The organism is Chryseobacterium arthrosphaerae (assembly GCF_001684965.1).
Taxonomy (GTDB): Bacteria; Bacteroidota; Bacteroidia; order Flavobacteriales; family Weeksellaceae; genus Chryseobacterium; species Chryseobacterium arthrosphaerae.
On the sequence record NZ_MAYG01000001.1, the window covers coordinates 1,396,196 to 1,411,807 of the forward strand.

Consider the following 15,612-nt stretch of genomic DNA (forward strand, 5'->3'; position numbering starts at 1 on the left):
GGAACAAATCTAATGTTAATTTTCCATGCTATTACTCATAAAAAATCCCGAATTTTCATCCGGGACCTGTCTTGTAAAAGCAGTTTGTATTAATCCAATACACTCCATCCTCTTCTAGGATTCGTGTTGGTAGAAACTTCCTGCTCATTAACAATGATATTTTCTTTTCTCTGACCGATATAATCAAGTTCACTCAGTTTAGCGAAAATAGTTTCAAGGCTTCTCAGCATCTGCTGAATATAAACCAATGGTTCTCCGCAGTTGTGATGGTCATAATTGGTTTCCGCTACAATAGAAAGCTGGTTCAGTAAAGTATGAGGAGCAATCTCACTCCACTCAAGGCTGTAGTTCAGCATTTCTTCCAGTTCGGCAGGAACAAGAAGCTGAGTGGAATTGTATAAATGAAGTGCCAGTCTTGCAAAAGATTCGATCAAAAATACAGGTGGCTGCCATGGCGTGATGTTTCTGAACTGGAAATACATATCTCCAAACGTATTGACCATGGTAGTACATAAGAACTTAACATTCTGTGCAAGAGCTGTGTTCTGATTCTTATGTGATGATTTCTGAATGATTTTGAACGCATACTGCTGAAGATTCCCTATAGACTTAGCAAAACTGCTGTAATAATCTACCAGTGCCGGATGACTCTGTATAGAAGTACAGGGCGGAATAAAGTTTGAATCTACCTGGGCAATATTTGCTTTTAAATCTACCTTTCCGATAATCAGATAATTTCCTCCGGAATAGCTGCTGTTCAGAGAAGTTACAGGTAACAGTTCAATATGGTGATTCGGCTGTGCGCTTGGATGGCGTGGCGGAATTTCTTCCGGGTCAATATCTCCGAAAGGAACCTTGTCAAAAGGATTTACAGAGATTAAAATATAATATTCTCCGTCTGCCTGCTCTTCGTTCATGGATTTCGCCAAAGACTTTACGCTGATCCTTCTGTCCGTCAGTTCAATACGGTATCCTGCCATGGTCACGGCACTGCAACGCTTGATAACAAGCTGTACATCATTGGTTGCGGTGTTATGAACATCAAAAATCGTTCGGTCTGTAAATTCAGTAGAGATTGGCAGAAGCCCGTAGTTATATGTAGTAATCCCAAGTGAATTGGAATCTCTGATGGTATCAATTAAGAAATTATCCTGATCATTAAGGTGTCTTTGGGAAACTTTCATCCCGTCCACCCAGTTGATTGCAAAATGTTTAATAGGTTGTATCATGTTAAAATACTTTTAAAGTTTTTGTGATTATGCTTTTCTTGCGACTCCCTCCTCTTCATGCTGAATGACCCTTTTACAAATCACCACTTCATTTTCAGAAATGCTGTTTGTAGTGATGTCCTGGTCGAAATCTATATATTTTCTAAAACTGAAAAACGATTTTTTAGTATAAAAGATCCAGTAATACGGTTCATTGCCTTCATCGGAAAGATGAATAACAGATCCCGGATTCTTGTGGTTGTAATCATCCACCACTCTGTAGAACCAGTCTCCGAAAGTAACGCCCGTTGGAAGTGTTTTTGCTTTAATTCTGAAACGGTTGGCATCTTCAAGCTTTTTGCTCAGCTCAACGTTCAAAACCATCAGTCTGTCAAAGTCTGCTCCTTCAAAATCAGGAAGCTTCTGCTCAGGAGAATATCTCCATGTTTTATAAATATCAAAAGGAATACTGATAAACTGAATATAACAGTAATAAAATACCATAGGAACCACAAAGATCAGCATACTTGTCGCTGCCATTACCGGATTTCCCAGCCCTTTACTCATCCAGTTGAAAAGAAGGGTAAACAGGTAACCTCCCAAAACGATACACGTTACTGAAAGAATAGACTCGAACAAAATGCTCATCGCCAGAGAATCGAAATGCTTTTTGAAATATTTGTGTAATAAATTGACATGGATAATCCCCAAAATAAGATAGATCACCTGTGCTACGAGATACCACTCCGGATTAAAAAGATTTCCGGCAAACCCAAAAACACCAGGCAGGGCCAGACACAAACTGCACAGAAGAACGTATACAATAATTACTTTAATCTTTATCGCAGGTTTATTCCGCCTGATTATACCGAGTATAAACATCATAATAATTGCGATCAAAGGCATTAAGATATACCTTAAAAAAATACCTTTTACTGAAGAAATTTCCATTTGTTTCTTTTCGAATTTATATTGTGTTGGTAGTTGTAAATATAATAAAATAATTTAGAGGAATGTAGAGTATCCAAGGCGGCTTGCGTTTCTGTCGTCATCCTCAAGGCTGAATGAATATTCTACCTTTTCTGTAACAAAATTTTCTTCCACATCTACAGTCACAGGAAGGAAATAGTCATACAAAGCCTGAAGAACTTTTCTGAACGGACTTCCCGGAATGTATTTTTTCATTTCCTCATAAGGGATAGGTCCTATATTCACTACCCAGTTCCGCTGCCCGTCCATATGTCTTCCGCTTGGAATATAGGTAACGCCCAGCCTTGAATTACCCAGTAGCATAGAATCGTCGTTCTTTTCAATTTCATCAATAACATTCGGAGAAAAAGTAACTTCTACCGGTACCTGCAGAAACGCAGTCATACATCTTTCAAACCATCTTTTGTCTCCTCTGATCTGATGGAAAAACGGTAAGATATGCATAAAGATGTAAGCACTCTGCTTATCCAGCATTCTGACCAGCGGCCATAGCTCACTCACTGTATCCAGCAATGCATCCGTATTGCTTGTAATATCAAATTCAGATTCTTTCAGTAAAGCACTGATTTCCGTAAAAAAAACTTCCAGCTCAAAAGGACGGAAAAACTTACGGGCATCTTCTTCTACCTTTTTCTGTTTCCGGATCTCCCTTACCACTGTATCCACATTCTTTCTTGATGCTCCAAGAGAAGGCGGATGGAAAAGCCCTTCCGGAAGGTAGTCATAAATCCCCTCCCTGTAGCTTTCTATGGTAAATACTTCCTCGTCAAATCCTAAATAGCTGCTTGAAATACTTTTGATATCCTTCAGGTAAGCACGGTCGTTCACTCCCACCCTGTCAATAAATATATTGCTTACCGTCCGGTGGTATTTCAAAAGATTAACAGCCACAGCTTCAGCCTTAAAGTCTGTCTGCAGCTTATTGTAATGCATATCTACAATATTATTCTCATACATAGTGTTTCCTCTGATTATGACTTGTAAAGATAATATATCTCGTAAGTTTGAAAAAATATTTTACTAATAATTTTATCCTAAAAATACTAATTTATTGACATTAAAAGGAATAATTTTAAGTAATTTCCGTAAAAATACGGTAATAAATAATTTTCTTCAAGATGTGGAGTTGAAAGTTCCAGGTTCAGTATCAGGATTTTATGAAGAAAGATTCCAAAATTCAAAGTTTACTATCGGAAGTGCATAGCCACTACTTTTTATAGTATTCTCTGATTATATTTCCTTTCTATCCCTTATTCCCACAATCTTCCCCCGCATTTCAGCCCCAAACCTAATACAATTCCCCTTTTTATCTGAATTAAATTTTATTAACATCATCTTTATGGAATAAATTCCGGATAATGTATGCTCATTCGGAAAGCGGGCCGTATCTTTGCAGACTGAAAATTGTTATTTAAAATGAAAAGTATTTATTCTAAAATTCTGATTTTAGCATTCATTTCCTCTTCACTTTATTCTTATGCATGGGGACTGACGGGTCACAGAGTGATTGCAGACATCGCAGAGAACCACCTTTCCGGAAAGGCAAGAAGAGGAATCAAAAAAATAATGGGTAAAGAACGTCTGGCTTACTGGGCCAACTGGCCGGATTTCATCAAATCCGACACCACCGGCGTATGGAAGCAGGCTTCTTCATGGCATTATGTAAATATTGATCCTCAGGCAGATTTCAAAGCTTTTGATCAGAATCTGAAAATGCAGGCGGGGCCAAGTCTTTATACTCAGGTCAACACCCTGTCCAGCCAGATCAAAGATGAAAAAACTTCTGCAAAAGACAGAAAAATTGCTTTGATATTCCTGATCCATATCATGGGAGACCTGGCACAGCCCCTTCACGTAGGAAGAGCAGAGGATTTGGGCGGAAACAAGATCAATGTTACCTACTTCGGGGATAAAACCAATTTACACTCAGTGTGGGACGGGAAATTAGTAGATTCTCAAAAATACAGCTATACAGAATACTCAAAACTTTTAGATATCAAATCTAAGGAAGAAGTAGCACAGATTCAGTCCGGAACCCTGGAAGACTGGCTGTATGATTCTCATAAAATTGCCAACAGGATCTATGCACAGACTCCTGACGGCTCCAAGTTATCATATGACTACCAATATAAATTCAACGAAACTCTGGAAAGACAATTGTTGTACGGAGGATTGAGACTGGCAAAAGTACTGAATGATTTATTTTAGGTACCAGCCTACGGTTGATATCACAACTTTAAATGTATAAAACGGAACTTCGGTTCCGTTTTTTTGTTGGAATTTAGAATGACCATCTGTCAAATCTATGACACTCTCCGGCGAAGGTGAATGATGGAGGTTGGTTTTTTTAAAAATTATAATAACACAGGTATTAATTTCCATTCTTTTTACGCTGTATGCTTTTCCGGTCCCCTTCTTTATTCCAGTCCCAATCATAAATTTTACAAAAAAATAAAACTTGTGTAACCTTTTTATGTTTTCAAACGTATATTATATAGTAACTCTTTTTTGAGGATAAAAATAAATGAGACAATTAAAAATCACTAAGCAGGTTACCAACAGGGAAACTGCTTCATTAGACAAGTATTTGCAGGAAATTGGTAAAGTAGAACTGATCACTGCGGACGAGGAAGTAGAATTGGCACAAAGAATACGTGCTGGCGACAGAGCCGCACTTGAGAAACTGATCAAAGCCAACCTTCGTTTCGTAGTTTCTGTATCTAAGCAATACCAAAATCAAGGTCTTTCTTTACCCGATTTGATCAATGAAGGTAACTTAGGCTTGATGAAAGCAGCAAAAAGGTACGATGAAACTAGAGGTTTCAAATTTATCTCTTATGCAGTATGGTGGATCCGTCAATCAATTTTACAGGCATTGGCTGAACAATCAAGAATTGTAAGGCTTCCGCTGAACAAAATTGGTTCCATCAATAAAATCAATAAAGCATACGCTCACCTTGAGCAGGAAAATGAAAGACCACCTTCTCCGGAAGAATTGGCTGAAGTTCTTGACATGAGCGAGGAAGATATTAAGGAATCAATGAAAAACTCCGGAAGACACCTGTCTATGGATGCGCCTTTAGTAGAAGGTGAAGATTCCAATCTTTATGATGTATTACGTTCAGGAGAATCACCAAGTCCTGATAAAGATCTGATGCTTGAATCTCTACAGATCGAGATCGAAAGAGCATTGAACACGCTTACTCCAAGAGAAGCTGACCTGGTAAGACTATACTTCGGACTGAACGGAAAACACCCAATGACTTTAGAAGAAATTGGTGAGACTTTCGATCTTACAAGAGAGAGAGTTCGTCAGATCAAAGAAAAAGCGATTAAGAGACTAAAACACAACACCAGAAGTAAGATCCTTAAATCTTATCTGGGTAAATAATTTTAGCGCAACAATTGTATAGGCGGGGTCTGTTTTCAGGCTCCGTTTTTTTATTTTGTATAGCCTTCCCACCTGAACCACAACAGAAGCCCGGAATATTATATTTCTTTCCTTACCTTTGATAATTATCCGGTTTTAAAACAATTGGTAACCCATTTTAAAATAATTTTAACTAATACCATTAACACTCTATTTGAAAAATAAACATGACAACACTACCTACAGAAAATAAAATCTCAAAAGATAAAAACGTTCTTCTTGTTTTGCAGAACGCCCCAGATCCCCATGCAGAACTTCAATATCTCACGGATCATTTTTGCGGATCAGTAACCGGCAATCCGGATGATCTGGGCACCGGCACCGATAAAAAAGTTTACGTTTGCGGAGATCTGAGCTTATTTAAAAGCAATACTCAAAAGGTACACATCATAAAAGAATTGTCTGTACATTATGATGATCATCTGCAAAATTCAAAAATTGTAAGTCTGGGAGAAGTTCCGGTGATCGTCAGCAATGCAGGAGTCTATTACAGAAAACTGTTTACCGGTGACCACAACTTTGAGAAAATTAAATCTGAACATGACTTTCAGGAACTCACAGAATCCAATAAAGAAAGTAAAGCATTCAGAAAAGGAATTTATCTGAGTAAAATTACCAGAGAGACCACAGAAGCAGGTCAGGAAGCTTTTCATTATCATCTTTTGAGATGCTCAAGTAATCTCACGGGACCTACTGATAACTTCAGGGATGTAGATACGCAGATCGTTCATCTGCTCAATGACTGTGTAAAGGATACTTTTGAATACAGCACAGACATGAACCATGCGCTGGTACAGATCTATGAGAACAGAAAGAAAACAGACGAATCTCCAAAGGAGGTAAAAGCAAAGATCAAAGCACATTCTGATAAAACCAAAGATATGCCCAAAGAAGGGCTCATCGCATTTTGTACGTTCTATGACGACAGCAATACGGAACTGCTGAAACCGTCAGATACAGACAGATTCGATATATGCTATAAACAGACCAGTGCACTGACAAGGCTTCACTTTAAATTAAAGAAAACAGTTGAGGATGACTCCCTTGAAAAAGAGTTCAGTGTTACCCTGTATCCTGATTCCGCATTCCTGATTCCACTTTCTACCAATAGATTATATACTCATGAAATCAGGCCATCTATTCTGGGAGTAGATCAGATTCCTGTCAGAATGGGATATGTAGTCCGATGCTCTAATCTTGAAGCCATGCATACAGAAGGCCAGACTTATATCAAAGAAAACGGCCGGTATATTCAGCTTGAAGAAATGACTCCTGAGCTTCGTGAGCAGCTGCGAAGTTCTTACTATGAAGAAAACAGCACTGAAAATAGTGTGGAATACGGGAAAGTACATTTCAGCATGAATTCAGGAGATTACGAAAAGCCAATTTTTTAATTATCTGAAAACATGACCAGCACAGCATTTCACCCAATAGTTCTTCCCTTAGAAAGAAACCTGTTCCATGAATTGTTTCATTCTGCTGAATTTGAAACTACCGGCAAAGGCAGACTTGGAAACCACCTCGTAAAATGGGATGGACAGCATATTCCGGTGGTAAGAACCACTACCCGATATACGATTCCTGCCACTGCTTTTTCAGGAATTCATCAAAGCCTTGTTGATCAGATTAACAAGGCTCTTTCCGATGAAAAGAAGGATATTCCTTCCCAGGATTTCAATAACGCACTGATTGAAGTTTATGATGCAGTGTACTCTAAAATGGGTTTTCATTCTGATCAGGCTTTAGATCTGGAAGACCATTCCTTTATAGCTCTTTTCAGCTGTTATGAAAAGCCGGATGAACTTGCAGATTTTCAGCTGAGAAAACTTGTTATTAAAAATAAAACTACAGAGGAAGAATCTGAAATAATGCTGCATCACAATTCTGTTGTCTTATTTTCACTGGAAACCAACAAAAAATTTCAGCATAAAATAGTCCTGAATTCTTTACCTGATCCCAAAATAAAGGCTGATGACAATAAATGGCTGGGCATTACCTTCAGAAAGTCAAAAACTTATATCCGGTTCAGCGATACACTCCCCTGTTTTTCTACCGGGGAATTATTTAAATTAGCTGATAAGGAACAGGAATCAGAATTCTTTCAGCTCCGGGGACGGGAAAACCGTTCGTTGGATTTTGTTTATCCGGATTTAAATTATACGATAAGCCAGGGAGATCTGCTGATCCCAAAACACAAAAAGCAATTTTAAACCAAACACTTATGAAAAAAACAATTTTCGCATCCGCATTGATTTTATCTGTAGCTTCCTGCGCAGAAAATAAGCCTAAGGATGATGATCTTGTGGGAAAGGCGGCTGAAAATACAGAATCCAGTATCCCGATCAAAAGGTTAAGTACGGCTCAGGATATATTAAACGGTATTTATGATGAAAAAATTAAAGGTGATGATGGATTGAAAAAACTTGATGAAAAAATTTCTTCCATGCAGACAGATGCTCATAAAATCCAGGATATCTATAGCAATGTTATTTCCAATTCAGAAGATTACTATTCAATAGCATACAATGAAGCAAAAGGCATCAATGATTCAGTTTTAAGAAAGGAAATCATTAATATTTTAAAGATCAGCTCAGATAAGTATTCTCTGAAAATTCAGAAAATTAAAGATCTTAAACATAAGATCAATCAAAACAGACAATATATCTATAGCTATTACAATGCTTTCAAAATCAGAAAAACCCTTCCTGAAATTGAAAAATATCAAAATGCCAATCCTTTAAAAACCGATAGCCTGAACGATTTTATCAATAAGCAGAATAAACTGATTGAAGAAATTAAAATTTTAAAATAACACTTTACACCATATCTCATGAAATATACAACAAAATGGCTCACCGATAAAGCCCGCATTAAGGAACTCGTAGATTTCTTTATTACCCATAAAACAGACTCCTATATTTCCCATGGTGAAATGATGTCCGGCAGAGCACTGGACTCTCATCACTGGAATCCCGATCTGGAAGTGATCCTTACGGAGCAGCTGCTCACAGATTTCAATTCCGACGGAAGTTCCAAACTCAATATTTTAATTGCGGAAAATGAACATGGCGAAATTGTGGGAATGATGGTTTTTAATGTGATCAACGGCCCTTTTAAAAAATATGCCATTTTAGAGGATATGCTTCTGGACCAGTCGGTAAGAGGACAGTCTCTGGGCAGCCAGCTTTTAGAAAAAGCCATTCTGGAATCCAAGAACTGGAACATCAGTTTCATTCTGCTGGAAAGTGGAGTCAATAATCATGGAGCACATCATTTTTTCAGTAAATATGGTTTTAAAAAGGTTTCGGAGAGTTATATTTTAACATTATAAAATGATGGTCTCAATACTTTTATAAGATCAGGAAGAACTATCTTTAGTATAAAAAATATCCGAAATATTAATAACAACTAAAAATTAAAAACATGAAAAAAATCTTTTATGCGCTGCTCCTGATGATAGGAATCAATACAGCGCAGGCACAGGAGGTTCCGTTACTGGACAGAGGACTGTTCTTCGGCAACCCTGAGATCTCAGGAGGGCAGCTTAGTCCTGATGGAAAATGGATTTCATTTACAAAAGAGTACGGAGGAATCATGAATATATGGGTAAAAAAGATTGATGATCCTTTTGATAAAGCCCGTCCGCTCACTGATAGTAAACGTCCTTTGAATGGGTATTTCTGGTCAGAAGACGGGAAATATATTCTCTATGTAAAAGATAATAACGGGGATGAAAACATGAATATTTTCGCTGTAGATCCTATGGCTAAAGCAACAAGCGGAGTTCCGGCGTCAAGGAATATCACCCCTCTCAAAGAAGTTGCTGCCCAGATCTATATGGTAAGCAGAAAAGATCCCGATTTGCTGATGGTAGGTTTAAATAACAGGGATAAAGCCTGGCATGACCTGTATTCTTTGAAGATTTCAACAGGAGAAATGAAAAAGATCTATGAAAATACAGACCGTGTTACAGGGTATGACTTCGACTGGGATGAAAAACTGAGAGTATTGTCCAAAACCGATGATAAGGGAACTACACAATTCCTTTACAAGGATGGAGATAAGCTGACCCCTATCTATGAAACCCTGGTGACGGAAAATGCCTACATCTCAAACTGGAATGAAGATAATTCCAAATTTTACCTGGTTACCAATAAAGGAGACCTGGATAAGTCTGCTCTATTCCTGATGGATCCGAAAACAAAGCAAATCTCAAAAGTTGAAGCAGACCCTAAAGGAAAAGTAGATTTCGGAGGCCTTTCTATGGACCGAAATACGAGAAAGATCATTTCTACTTCTTACACGGGAGATAAAACAGAATATTACTGGAAAGATAAAACCTGGGAGGATAACTATAAATTCCTTCAGGGCAAATTTCCGGGAAGAGAGGTTAATTTTGCCAGCTCAACAAAGGATTATTCTAAATTTCTGATCTCAGTATGGGGCGATAAATATGCTTCAGAAGCGTATTTTTTTGATGCTAAAACCAGACAGCTGGTCTTCCAGTATACACCGAGAGCAGAATTGAAAAAAGTTGAAAAGTATCTGGCAGCCATGACTCCTGTTTCCTATAAAAGCAGCGACGGACTTGAAATTCCCGCTTACCTGACTCTACCGGCCGGATCGAATGGGAAAAATGTGGCTGTCGTGGTTCTGGTGCACGGAGGCCCGAAAGGTCCCAGAGATTATTGGGGATACAATTCAACCGTACAGTTTTTAGCCAACAGAGGATATGCTGTACTGCAGCCTAACTTCAGGGCAAGCGGCGGCTATGGTAAAAAATTCCAGAACGGAGGAGACCTTCAGTGGGGAAAACTGATGCAGGATGATATTACCTGGGGCGTAAAGTACCTGATCGATCAGGGAATTGCAGATAAAAATAAAGTTGCCATTATGGGCGGAAGCTATGGCGGATATGCAACACTGGCAGGTTTGGCATTTACACCGGATGTATATGCTGCAGGAGTAGATATTGTGGGACCAAGCAATCTTTTCACCCTGCTGGATTCTGTACCTGCTTACTGGGAATCAGGCCGGGCCTTCCTCTATGGTATGGTAGGTGATCCGAGAACTGAAGAGGGTAAAAAAAGAATGCAGGAAGCAAGCCCGTTGTTTAGTGTGGATAAAATCAACAAACCGTTATTGATTGTTCAGGGAGCCAATGACCCAAGGGTAAAACAGGCTGAAGCAGATCAGATTGTCATTGCATTGCGTGACAAAGGTAAAAAAGTGAATTATATTCTGGCGGATGATGAAGGCCACGGATTCCGTAAACCGGTCAACAATATGGCCATGTATGCTGAAACAGAGAAGTTCCTTTCTGAAGTTATTGGCGGAAGATACCAGAAAGATATGCCTGAAAACGTAGCGAAGCGTCTGAAGGAAATGACCGTAGATATTACAAAAGTAACTTACAAACCAGCTGAAAAAGCAAAAGCAGCCAAAGTTACTCCATAAAAATACCTTATTAAAAAATCAAAACCATCTCAGGAATGAGATGGTTTTTGTATTTATTCTTCTACTGGTTTTCTGTACGGACAGATTCTATCCAGTCAACAATTTCTTTGATCTTTTCATCAGACAGCTTCGCATCGTGATGAAGATAAAGGTATGAAGAAAGCGGCATTTTTCTTTGCTTTATCTGATTCCCAACAGCATCCAATTTATTAGACTGTTTCCTTTGGCTGTAGTGCGCCCACTCATTAAAGTTCAGTTCTTTTTTGCCTTCCCTGATGTGATTTTCAAGAAAAAAACTGAAGGGCTGAATGTATCCGTAAACAGGATAATCTGTTGAATTACTATGACAATCGTAGCATGAAGTTCTTAAAATTGACTGTACATTTTCAGGGATCTGATATACTTTTGAAATATCAGAGGTAGGTACCTGTCCATAATCAATGTTACGGACAGGCTGAATCAACTGCATGATTAAAAAGATAAGAATACCAGCTGAAAATATCCTTGTGAAAGAACGGCTCATCTTTCTACAGAACCTTTTTTACAGATCCACAGCTGAGCATTTTTGCTCCTTGATAAGGATTTACGATTTCCTTTGTCTCACTGATCCAGGTTCCTCCTTTTCCATTATTATACATAGGGCAGAAATCCTGATATAATTTTAAGCCACCGGTTCCCACTTCTCCTATCAGATCTGTAATATCATTACTCAACGAAAGCAAATGTTCTCTCTGGTGTACTATATCATCAGCATTATCCCCAATATGCTCTGCGTTTTCTGATGCACTTTCCAGAATATCACGCAGTTCAGAATTGCTTTTGGCAACGGTCTTACTGATATCTATTTTCTTTAATACAGAAAACAGGCTTTTAGCAGCATCGGAAGCTTTTTTAGAATCGTCCTGTGCAAGAGCATTTTTCAGAGGAAGATAGCCGTTAATAATCTGCTGAACAGGAAAAGCTGAAAGCTCAACTGTTTCTTTTTTATTGTCTTCCGGGCTTTCTTTTACCTCTTGGTTTGAAGCTTGAGCAAGCTCAGTTGTGTCTACAGTTTTGATTTCCTGCTCTGCTGTTTTCTTTTCAGAGACTTTATTTTCGGGTTTATTACAGGAGTATAATGCAGCTCCTGCCAACAATACGGTTATTATATTTTTCATTGTTTTTTATAATATGCTTAAAAATTAATACGTTAAGGTTACACCGGCACCCCAGCCCATTTCATTATCATAGTTTCCGGAAAGAGATAACCATTTCTGAACAATATATCTTATTCCTGTTGAAAATTCCCCGTCAGAATTGACCGTGAAATTTCCTCTCAGTCTTCTGGAAAGCGGAATGTCTTCCCTGCTCAGCTCCAGTAAAACTTTACCATTCTGATCAATACTTGCATCCGCAGTAATGAGCATGGGCAGAACGTACTGCATCCCCACCATGAAAGCCAGTTTATTTTTGGAAGCTTTCTGCTGCCCGAACCAGGTCTTCTTGCCATGAAAATCCCTGCCCATATCTTCCGCCATCTGTCTTTCCATGATCTCATGATTCTTTTGAACCCTTACTCCTGCATAAGGCAATGCCCATTGGAATTTTCCTAAGAACCGCCCTACTTTTGCACTTCCTTCGAAATGATCGAAGTTCCAGTTGGAATGAAACTCATTCAGGTTCGCCCATCTTGGTCCGAACATCGTCATGGTTTCTGCATGTATTTTGTTGCTTGCTACATCCAGCATAGCCATGGAGCTTACCATTTTATTGTCTTTCAGGAAGTTTTTCCAGGCCAGTTTTCTGTTCGGAAGCTGTGGGTTCGGTTTAGAATTCTCATAGCTGAAGATTCTGCCCATTCCCGCCATCATATGATACAGGATATGACAGTGGAAGAACCAGTCTCCGTCCTGATTGGCTGCAAATTCAATTGTAACCGTTTCCATCGGCATGATATCCACCACATTTTTCAGTGGTGAGTATTCTCCTTTTGAATTGATCAGTCTGAAATCATGCCCGTGAAGGTGCATCGGGTGACGCATCATAGAGTTGTTGTACAGTTTGATCCTTAGAATTTCACCCTTTTTAATCAGAATTTTATCTGTTTCTGTAACGGTTTTGTTATCTAAGGTCCACAAATAATGATTCATATTTCCTTCCAGCGTAAATTTCATATTTCTAACACTGTCTGTTGGGAGAATTGTCTTTTCAGGTGATTTTAAAATATTGTAAGATAACCTTTTGATCGTTTTCTCCTCCTTCATATCCATTCCGGCATGCTGAGAATGATCTTCAGTCTTTTTCTCTTCCTTCGTTTTTATTCCCATCATTTCATTCATATGCTTCATGGTCTGCTTTCTCTGGCTTTCCGGAAGTTCAGGATACATAACTTCGTTCATATCCATCATCTGGTTCCCCATCGTCATATTCATCGGCTTCATATTTCCGCTCATCTCCATCATTCCGTTCATCATTTTCATCCCTTCAAAAAGCATAAGCCTTGGCAGATTGGGAGCTTCTACTTTATCACCTGAACCCAGCCAAAGGGACGCATGCCCTATTCTGTCTTCCGAAGTTGCTCTGAATTCAAAACTTTTATTTTCAGGAATCGTAACTTCAATATCATAGGTTTCAGAAACCCCTACAATCAACCGGTCTACTTCTACAGGAACCACATCATTTCCGTCATTACCAACTACTTTTATTTTTCCGCCGCCATAATTCAGCCAGAAATAAGTGGATGAACCGCCATTGGCAACCCTCAGTCTTACTTTATCCCCAGCCTTCAGATTTGAATAATCCGAGCTAGGAGCGCCATTGATCAGGAATTTATCGTAATATACATCACTTACATCCATGGCTTCCATTCTTTTCCATTCATTCAGGGCTTTGGTTCCGAAGTTTCCGGATTTAATCGCTTCCCAGTAACTCTGCACTGCATTTTTTTTCACAGCATACCAGTCTGTATTGGCCATGTGAAGCCTGCGGGCAATCTGCATAGGATCTTCATCACTCCAGTCTCCCAATAATACCGGTATTTCTGCATTATATCCGGTTTTTGGCTCACCTTCTCTCTTTTTAAATACCAGGATCCCGTTCATCCCGATCTGTTCCTGCAGCGCTTCATGAGAATGGTACCAATAGGTTCCGTTTTGAGAGATTTTAAATTTATACAGGTGCGTTTCCCCCGGTTTTACAGGTTTTGTGGTAAGGTATGGAACACCGTCATGTTCATTGGGAAGAATTACCCCATGCCAGTGAAGACCTGTATTTTCTTTAAGCATATTGTGCAGATAAATTTCAGCCGTGTCGCCTTCTGTAAAATACAGTGTAGGAGCCTGAAGCTTACCGTTGATCGCAATTGCTCTTCTGTTTTTTCCTGTAAAATTGACAATGGTGTCTTTTACATACAGATCATAACGAACTGTTTTCCCTCCAAAAGTAACTTTTCCGTTTTCTGAATTTCTTTTTAAAACAGACTTTTCTCCTTTTGAATTTTCAACTGCAGTATGCTGATGGTTTTCTTTTTCTACCAGCTCCATTCCGCATTTAGGACATTTTCCGGGTTTATCCGAAATTACTTCAGGGTGCATAGGACAGGTATAAGCTGATTCCGATTGAGCTGCTGTATTTACTTTCTTAGGTTCTCCAGCTCTCTCTGCTTTTTTACTGTCAGTTTTGGAGGTATTTATTTTTGCTTCTACCGGTTTTGTTTTCTTCTCTGTTGCAGGTGTTGGTTTTACCACAGACTTTGTTACAGCCGTTTTCTTTACCAATGTCATGTTACACTTCGGGCATTCTCCAGGTTTTGAAGAAACTACTTCAGGGTGCATCGGGCAGGTATAATAGGTCTTTGTGGTTTGTGCGAAGGTAAAAACAGAGAACAAAAGTACCAGAAACATCATTATTTTTTTCATAATATTCCGAACTTTTAGAAGTTGCAGAGCTTAAAGTTTAAAACAAATTAAACTCCACAACTTATTGTTTTAAAGATTGATACGATACTTATTTAATTTCCGACTTTACACTTCCGCATGAAAGCATAGCCTTTCCGTAATATGGGTTCATGATCTGTTTTTCATCACTTAGCCAATTCCCGTCAGCCATTGGACAATATTGAACATAAACCGGTTTTTCAGAAAGCTTGAACTCTTTGGTCAGAGCAATCATATTGTCTGAAAGATTGAAGAAAGTTTCTCTTTGAGCAGCCACATTTCTCGCTTCGGAAATGGCAGAAGCATCTTTTCTCAGAATATTAAGGTTTCCTTCTGAAACCAATTTATAATCGATTGTAGAAGCTGTTTTAATGAATTCCGTAGCAGCTTTCGAAGTCTGGTCTGCATCATCTGAAGCTAAAGCCGATTTGATCGCAATATAGTTCTGATACAGTTTTGAAACCTGGGCGTCTTTTTTAGACTGTGCTGAAAGTGAAATAATAGAGAATAAAGACAGCGCTGCTGTAATGATATACTTTTTCATTGTTTTAAATTTTAGAATTAATTTTTTATAAAGAATAAAGGTAACGCACAGGTAATGCGTTAAGACATG

14 protein-coding genes are annotated in these 15,612 nt (G+C 38.6%); 7 read left to right on the top strand and 7 right to left on the bottom strand.

What is annotated here, in order from left to right:
* Positions 1-89 precede the first annotated feature (89 nt).
* From BBI00_RS06330 to BBI00_RS06340, 3 genes are read right to left on the bottom strand one after another with little or no spacing between them, the layout of a single operon-like run.
* Positions 90-1,229, bottom strand: coding sequence for a hypothetical protein (locus BBI00_RS06330; protein ID WP_065397969.1), 1,140 nt, complete (start codon positions 1,227-1,229; stop codon positions 90-92).
* Positions 1,230-1,256: 27 nt separating this feature from the next.
* On the bottom strand, positions 1,257-2,159 hold the full coding sequence (locus BBI00_RS06335; RefSeq protein ID WP_065397970.1) for a TssN family type VI secretion system protein: 903 nt from the start codon (positions 2,157-2,159) through the stop codon (positions 1,257-1,259).
* 54 nt (positions 2,160-2,213) lie between these two features.
* Positions 2,214-3,131 carry a type VI secretion system baseplate subunit TssG gene (locus tag BBI00_RS06340; RefSeq protein WP_228394726.1) on the bottom strand — a complete coding sequence of 306 codons (918 nt, stop codon included), beginning with the start codon at positions 3,129-3,131 and terminating at the stop codon, positions 2,214-2,216.
* A 483-nt stretch (positions 3,132-3,614) separates the two neighbouring features.
* On the opposite strand from BBI00_RS06340, the gene BBI00_RS06345 reads away from it, so the two are divergent.
* The 7 genes from BBI00_RS06345 to BBI00_RS06380 all read left to right on the top strand — a co-directional run bounded on the left by BBI00_RS06345 (position 3,615) and on the right by BBI00_RS06380 (position 11,085).
* Positions 3,615-4,406 (top strand): S1/P1 nuclease, encoded by a 792-nt coding sequence (locus BBI00_RS06345; protein ID WP_065397972.1) that lies wholly within the window; start codon positions 3,615-3,617, stop codon positions 4,404-4,406.
* Between the two features lie 316 nt (positions 4,407-4,722).
* Entirely contained in the window at positions 4,723-5,589 is an 867-nt protein-coding gene (locus BBI00_RS06355; RefSeq protein ID WP_002979276.1) for a sigma-70 family RNA polymerase sigma factor, read from the top strand.
* A gap of 206 nt (positions 5,590-5,795) precedes the next feature.
* A complete protein-coding gene (locus BBI00_RS06360) occupies positions 5,796-7,022 on the top strand; it encodes a hypothetical protein (protein ID WP_065397974.1) in 1,227 nt (408 codons plus the stop codon).
* Positions 7,023-7,034: 12 nt separating this feature from the next.
* The gene (locus tag BBI00_RS06365) at positions 7,035-7,838 is read left to right on the top strand and encodes an alpha-ketoglutarate-dependent dioxygenase AlkB (protein WP_065397975.1); all 804 of its coding nucleotides are present in this window, start codon (positions 7,035-7,037) and stop codon (positions 7,836-7,838) included.
* Positions 7,839-7,849: 11 nt separating this feature from the next.
* The gene (locus tag BBI00_RS06370; protein WP_065397976.1) at positions 7,850-8,440 is read left to right on the top strand and encodes a hypothetical protein; all 591 of its coding nucleotides are present in this window, start codon (positions 7,850-7,852) and stop codon (positions 8,438-8,440) included.
* Positions 8,441-8,458: 18 nt separating this feature from the next.
* Positions 8,459-8,959, top strand: a complete 501-nt coding sequence (locus BBI00_RS06375) for a GNAT family N-acetyltransferase (RefSeq protein WP_065397977.1) — start codon at positions 8,459-8,461, stop codon at positions 8,957-8,959.
* Positions 8,960-9,051: 92 nt separating this feature from the next.
* Positions 9,052-11,085, top strand: coding sequence for a S9 family peptidase (locus BBI00_RS06380; protein WP_065397978.1), 2,034 nt, complete (start codon positions 9,052-9,054; stop codon positions 11,083-11,085).
* 61 nt (positions 11,086-11,146) lie between these two features.
* On the opposite strand, the gene BBI00_RS06385 is transcribed toward BBI00_RS06380, so the two are convergent.
* The 4 genes from BBI00_RS06385 to BBI00_RS06400 all read right to left on the bottom strand — a co-directional run bounded on the left by BBI00_RS06385 (position 11,147) and on the right by BBI00_RS06400 (position 15,543).
* A complete protein-coding gene (locus BBI00_RS06385) occupies positions 11,147-11,608 on the bottom strand; it encodes a heme-binding domain-containing protein (protein ID WP_065397979.1) in 462 nt (153 codons plus the stop codon).
* A 4-nt stretch (positions 11,609-11,612) separates the two neighbouring features.
* Complete coding sequence (locus tag BBI00_RS06390) at positions 11,613-12,242, bottom strand: DUF3347 domain-containing protein (RefSeq protein WP_065397980.1); 630 nt, start codon at positions 12,240-12,242, stop codon at positions 11,613-11,615.
* Between the two features lie 24 nt (positions 12,243-12,266).
* Positions 12,267-14,981 (bottom strand): multicopper oxidase domain-containing protein, encoded by a 2,715-nt coding sequence (locus tag BBI00_RS06395; protein WP_228394727.1) that lies wholly within the window; start codon positions 14,979-14,981, stop codon positions 12,267-12,269.
* Positions 14,982-15,069: 88 nt separating this feature from the next.
* Positions 15,070-15,543 carry a DUF3347 domain-containing protein gene (locus BBI00_RS06400; RefSeq protein WP_065397981.1) on the bottom strand — a complete coding sequence of 158 codons (474 nt, stop codon included), beginning with the start codon at positions 15,541-15,543 and terminating at the stop codon, positions 15,070-15,072.
* Between the last annotated feature and the right edge of the window lie 69 nt (positions 15,544-15,612).

Coding starts and splice junctions, on each gene's coding strand:
- BBI00_RS06330 (WP_065397969.1), bottom strand. CDS start 1,229: ATGATACAACCTATTAAACATTTTGCAATCAACTGGGTGGACGGGATG.
- BBI00_RS06335 (WP_065397970.1), bottom strand. CDS start 2,159: ATGGAAATTTCTTCAGTAAAAGGTATTTTTTTAAGGTATATCTTAATG.
- BBI00_RS06340 (WP_228394726.1), bottom strand. CDS start 3,131: ATGCATTACAATAAGCTGCAGACAGACTTTAAGGCTGAAGCTGTGGCT.
- BBI00_RS06345 (WP_065397972.1), top strand. CDS start 3,615: ATGAAAAGTATTTATTCTAAAATTCTGATTTTAGCATTCATTTCCTCT.
- BBI00_RS06355 (WP_002979276.1), top strand. CDS start 4,723: ATGAGACAATTAAAAATCACTAAGCAGGTTACCAACAGGGAAACTGCT.
- BBI00_RS06360 (WP_065397974.1), top strand. CDS start 5,796: ATGACAACACTACCTACAGAAAATAAAATCTCAAAAGATAAAAACGTT.
- BBI00_RS06365 (WP_065397975.1), top strand. CDS start 7,035: ATGACCAGCACAGCATTTCACCCAATAGTTCTTCCCTTAGAAAGAAAC.
- BBI00_RS06370 (WP_065397976.1), top strand. CDS start 7,850: ATGAAAAAAACAATTTTCGCATCCGCATTGATTTTATCTGTAGCTTCC.
- BBI00_RS06375 (WP_065397977.1), top strand. CDS start 8,459: ATGAAATATACAACAAAATGGCTCACCGATAAAGCCCGCATTAAGGAA.
- BBI00_RS06380 (WP_065397978.1), top strand. CDS start 9,052: ATGAAAAAAATCTTTTATGCGCTGCTCCTGATGATAGGAATCAATACA.
- BBI00_RS06385 (WP_065397979.1), bottom strand. CDS start 11,608: ATGAGCCGTTCTTTCACAAGGATATTTTCAGCTGGTATTCTTATCTTT.
- BBI00_RS06390 (WP_065397980.1), bottom strand. CDS start 12,242: ATGAAAAATATAATAACCGTATTGTTGGCAGGAGCTGCATTATACTCC.
- BBI00_RS06395 (WP_228394727.1), bottom strand. CDS start 14,981: ATGAAAAAAATAATGATGTTTCTGGTACTTTTGTTCTCTGTTTTTACC.
- BBI00_RS06400 (WP_065397981.1), bottom strand. CDS start 15,543: ATGAAAAAGTATATCATTACAGCAGCGCTGTCTTTATTCTCTATTATT.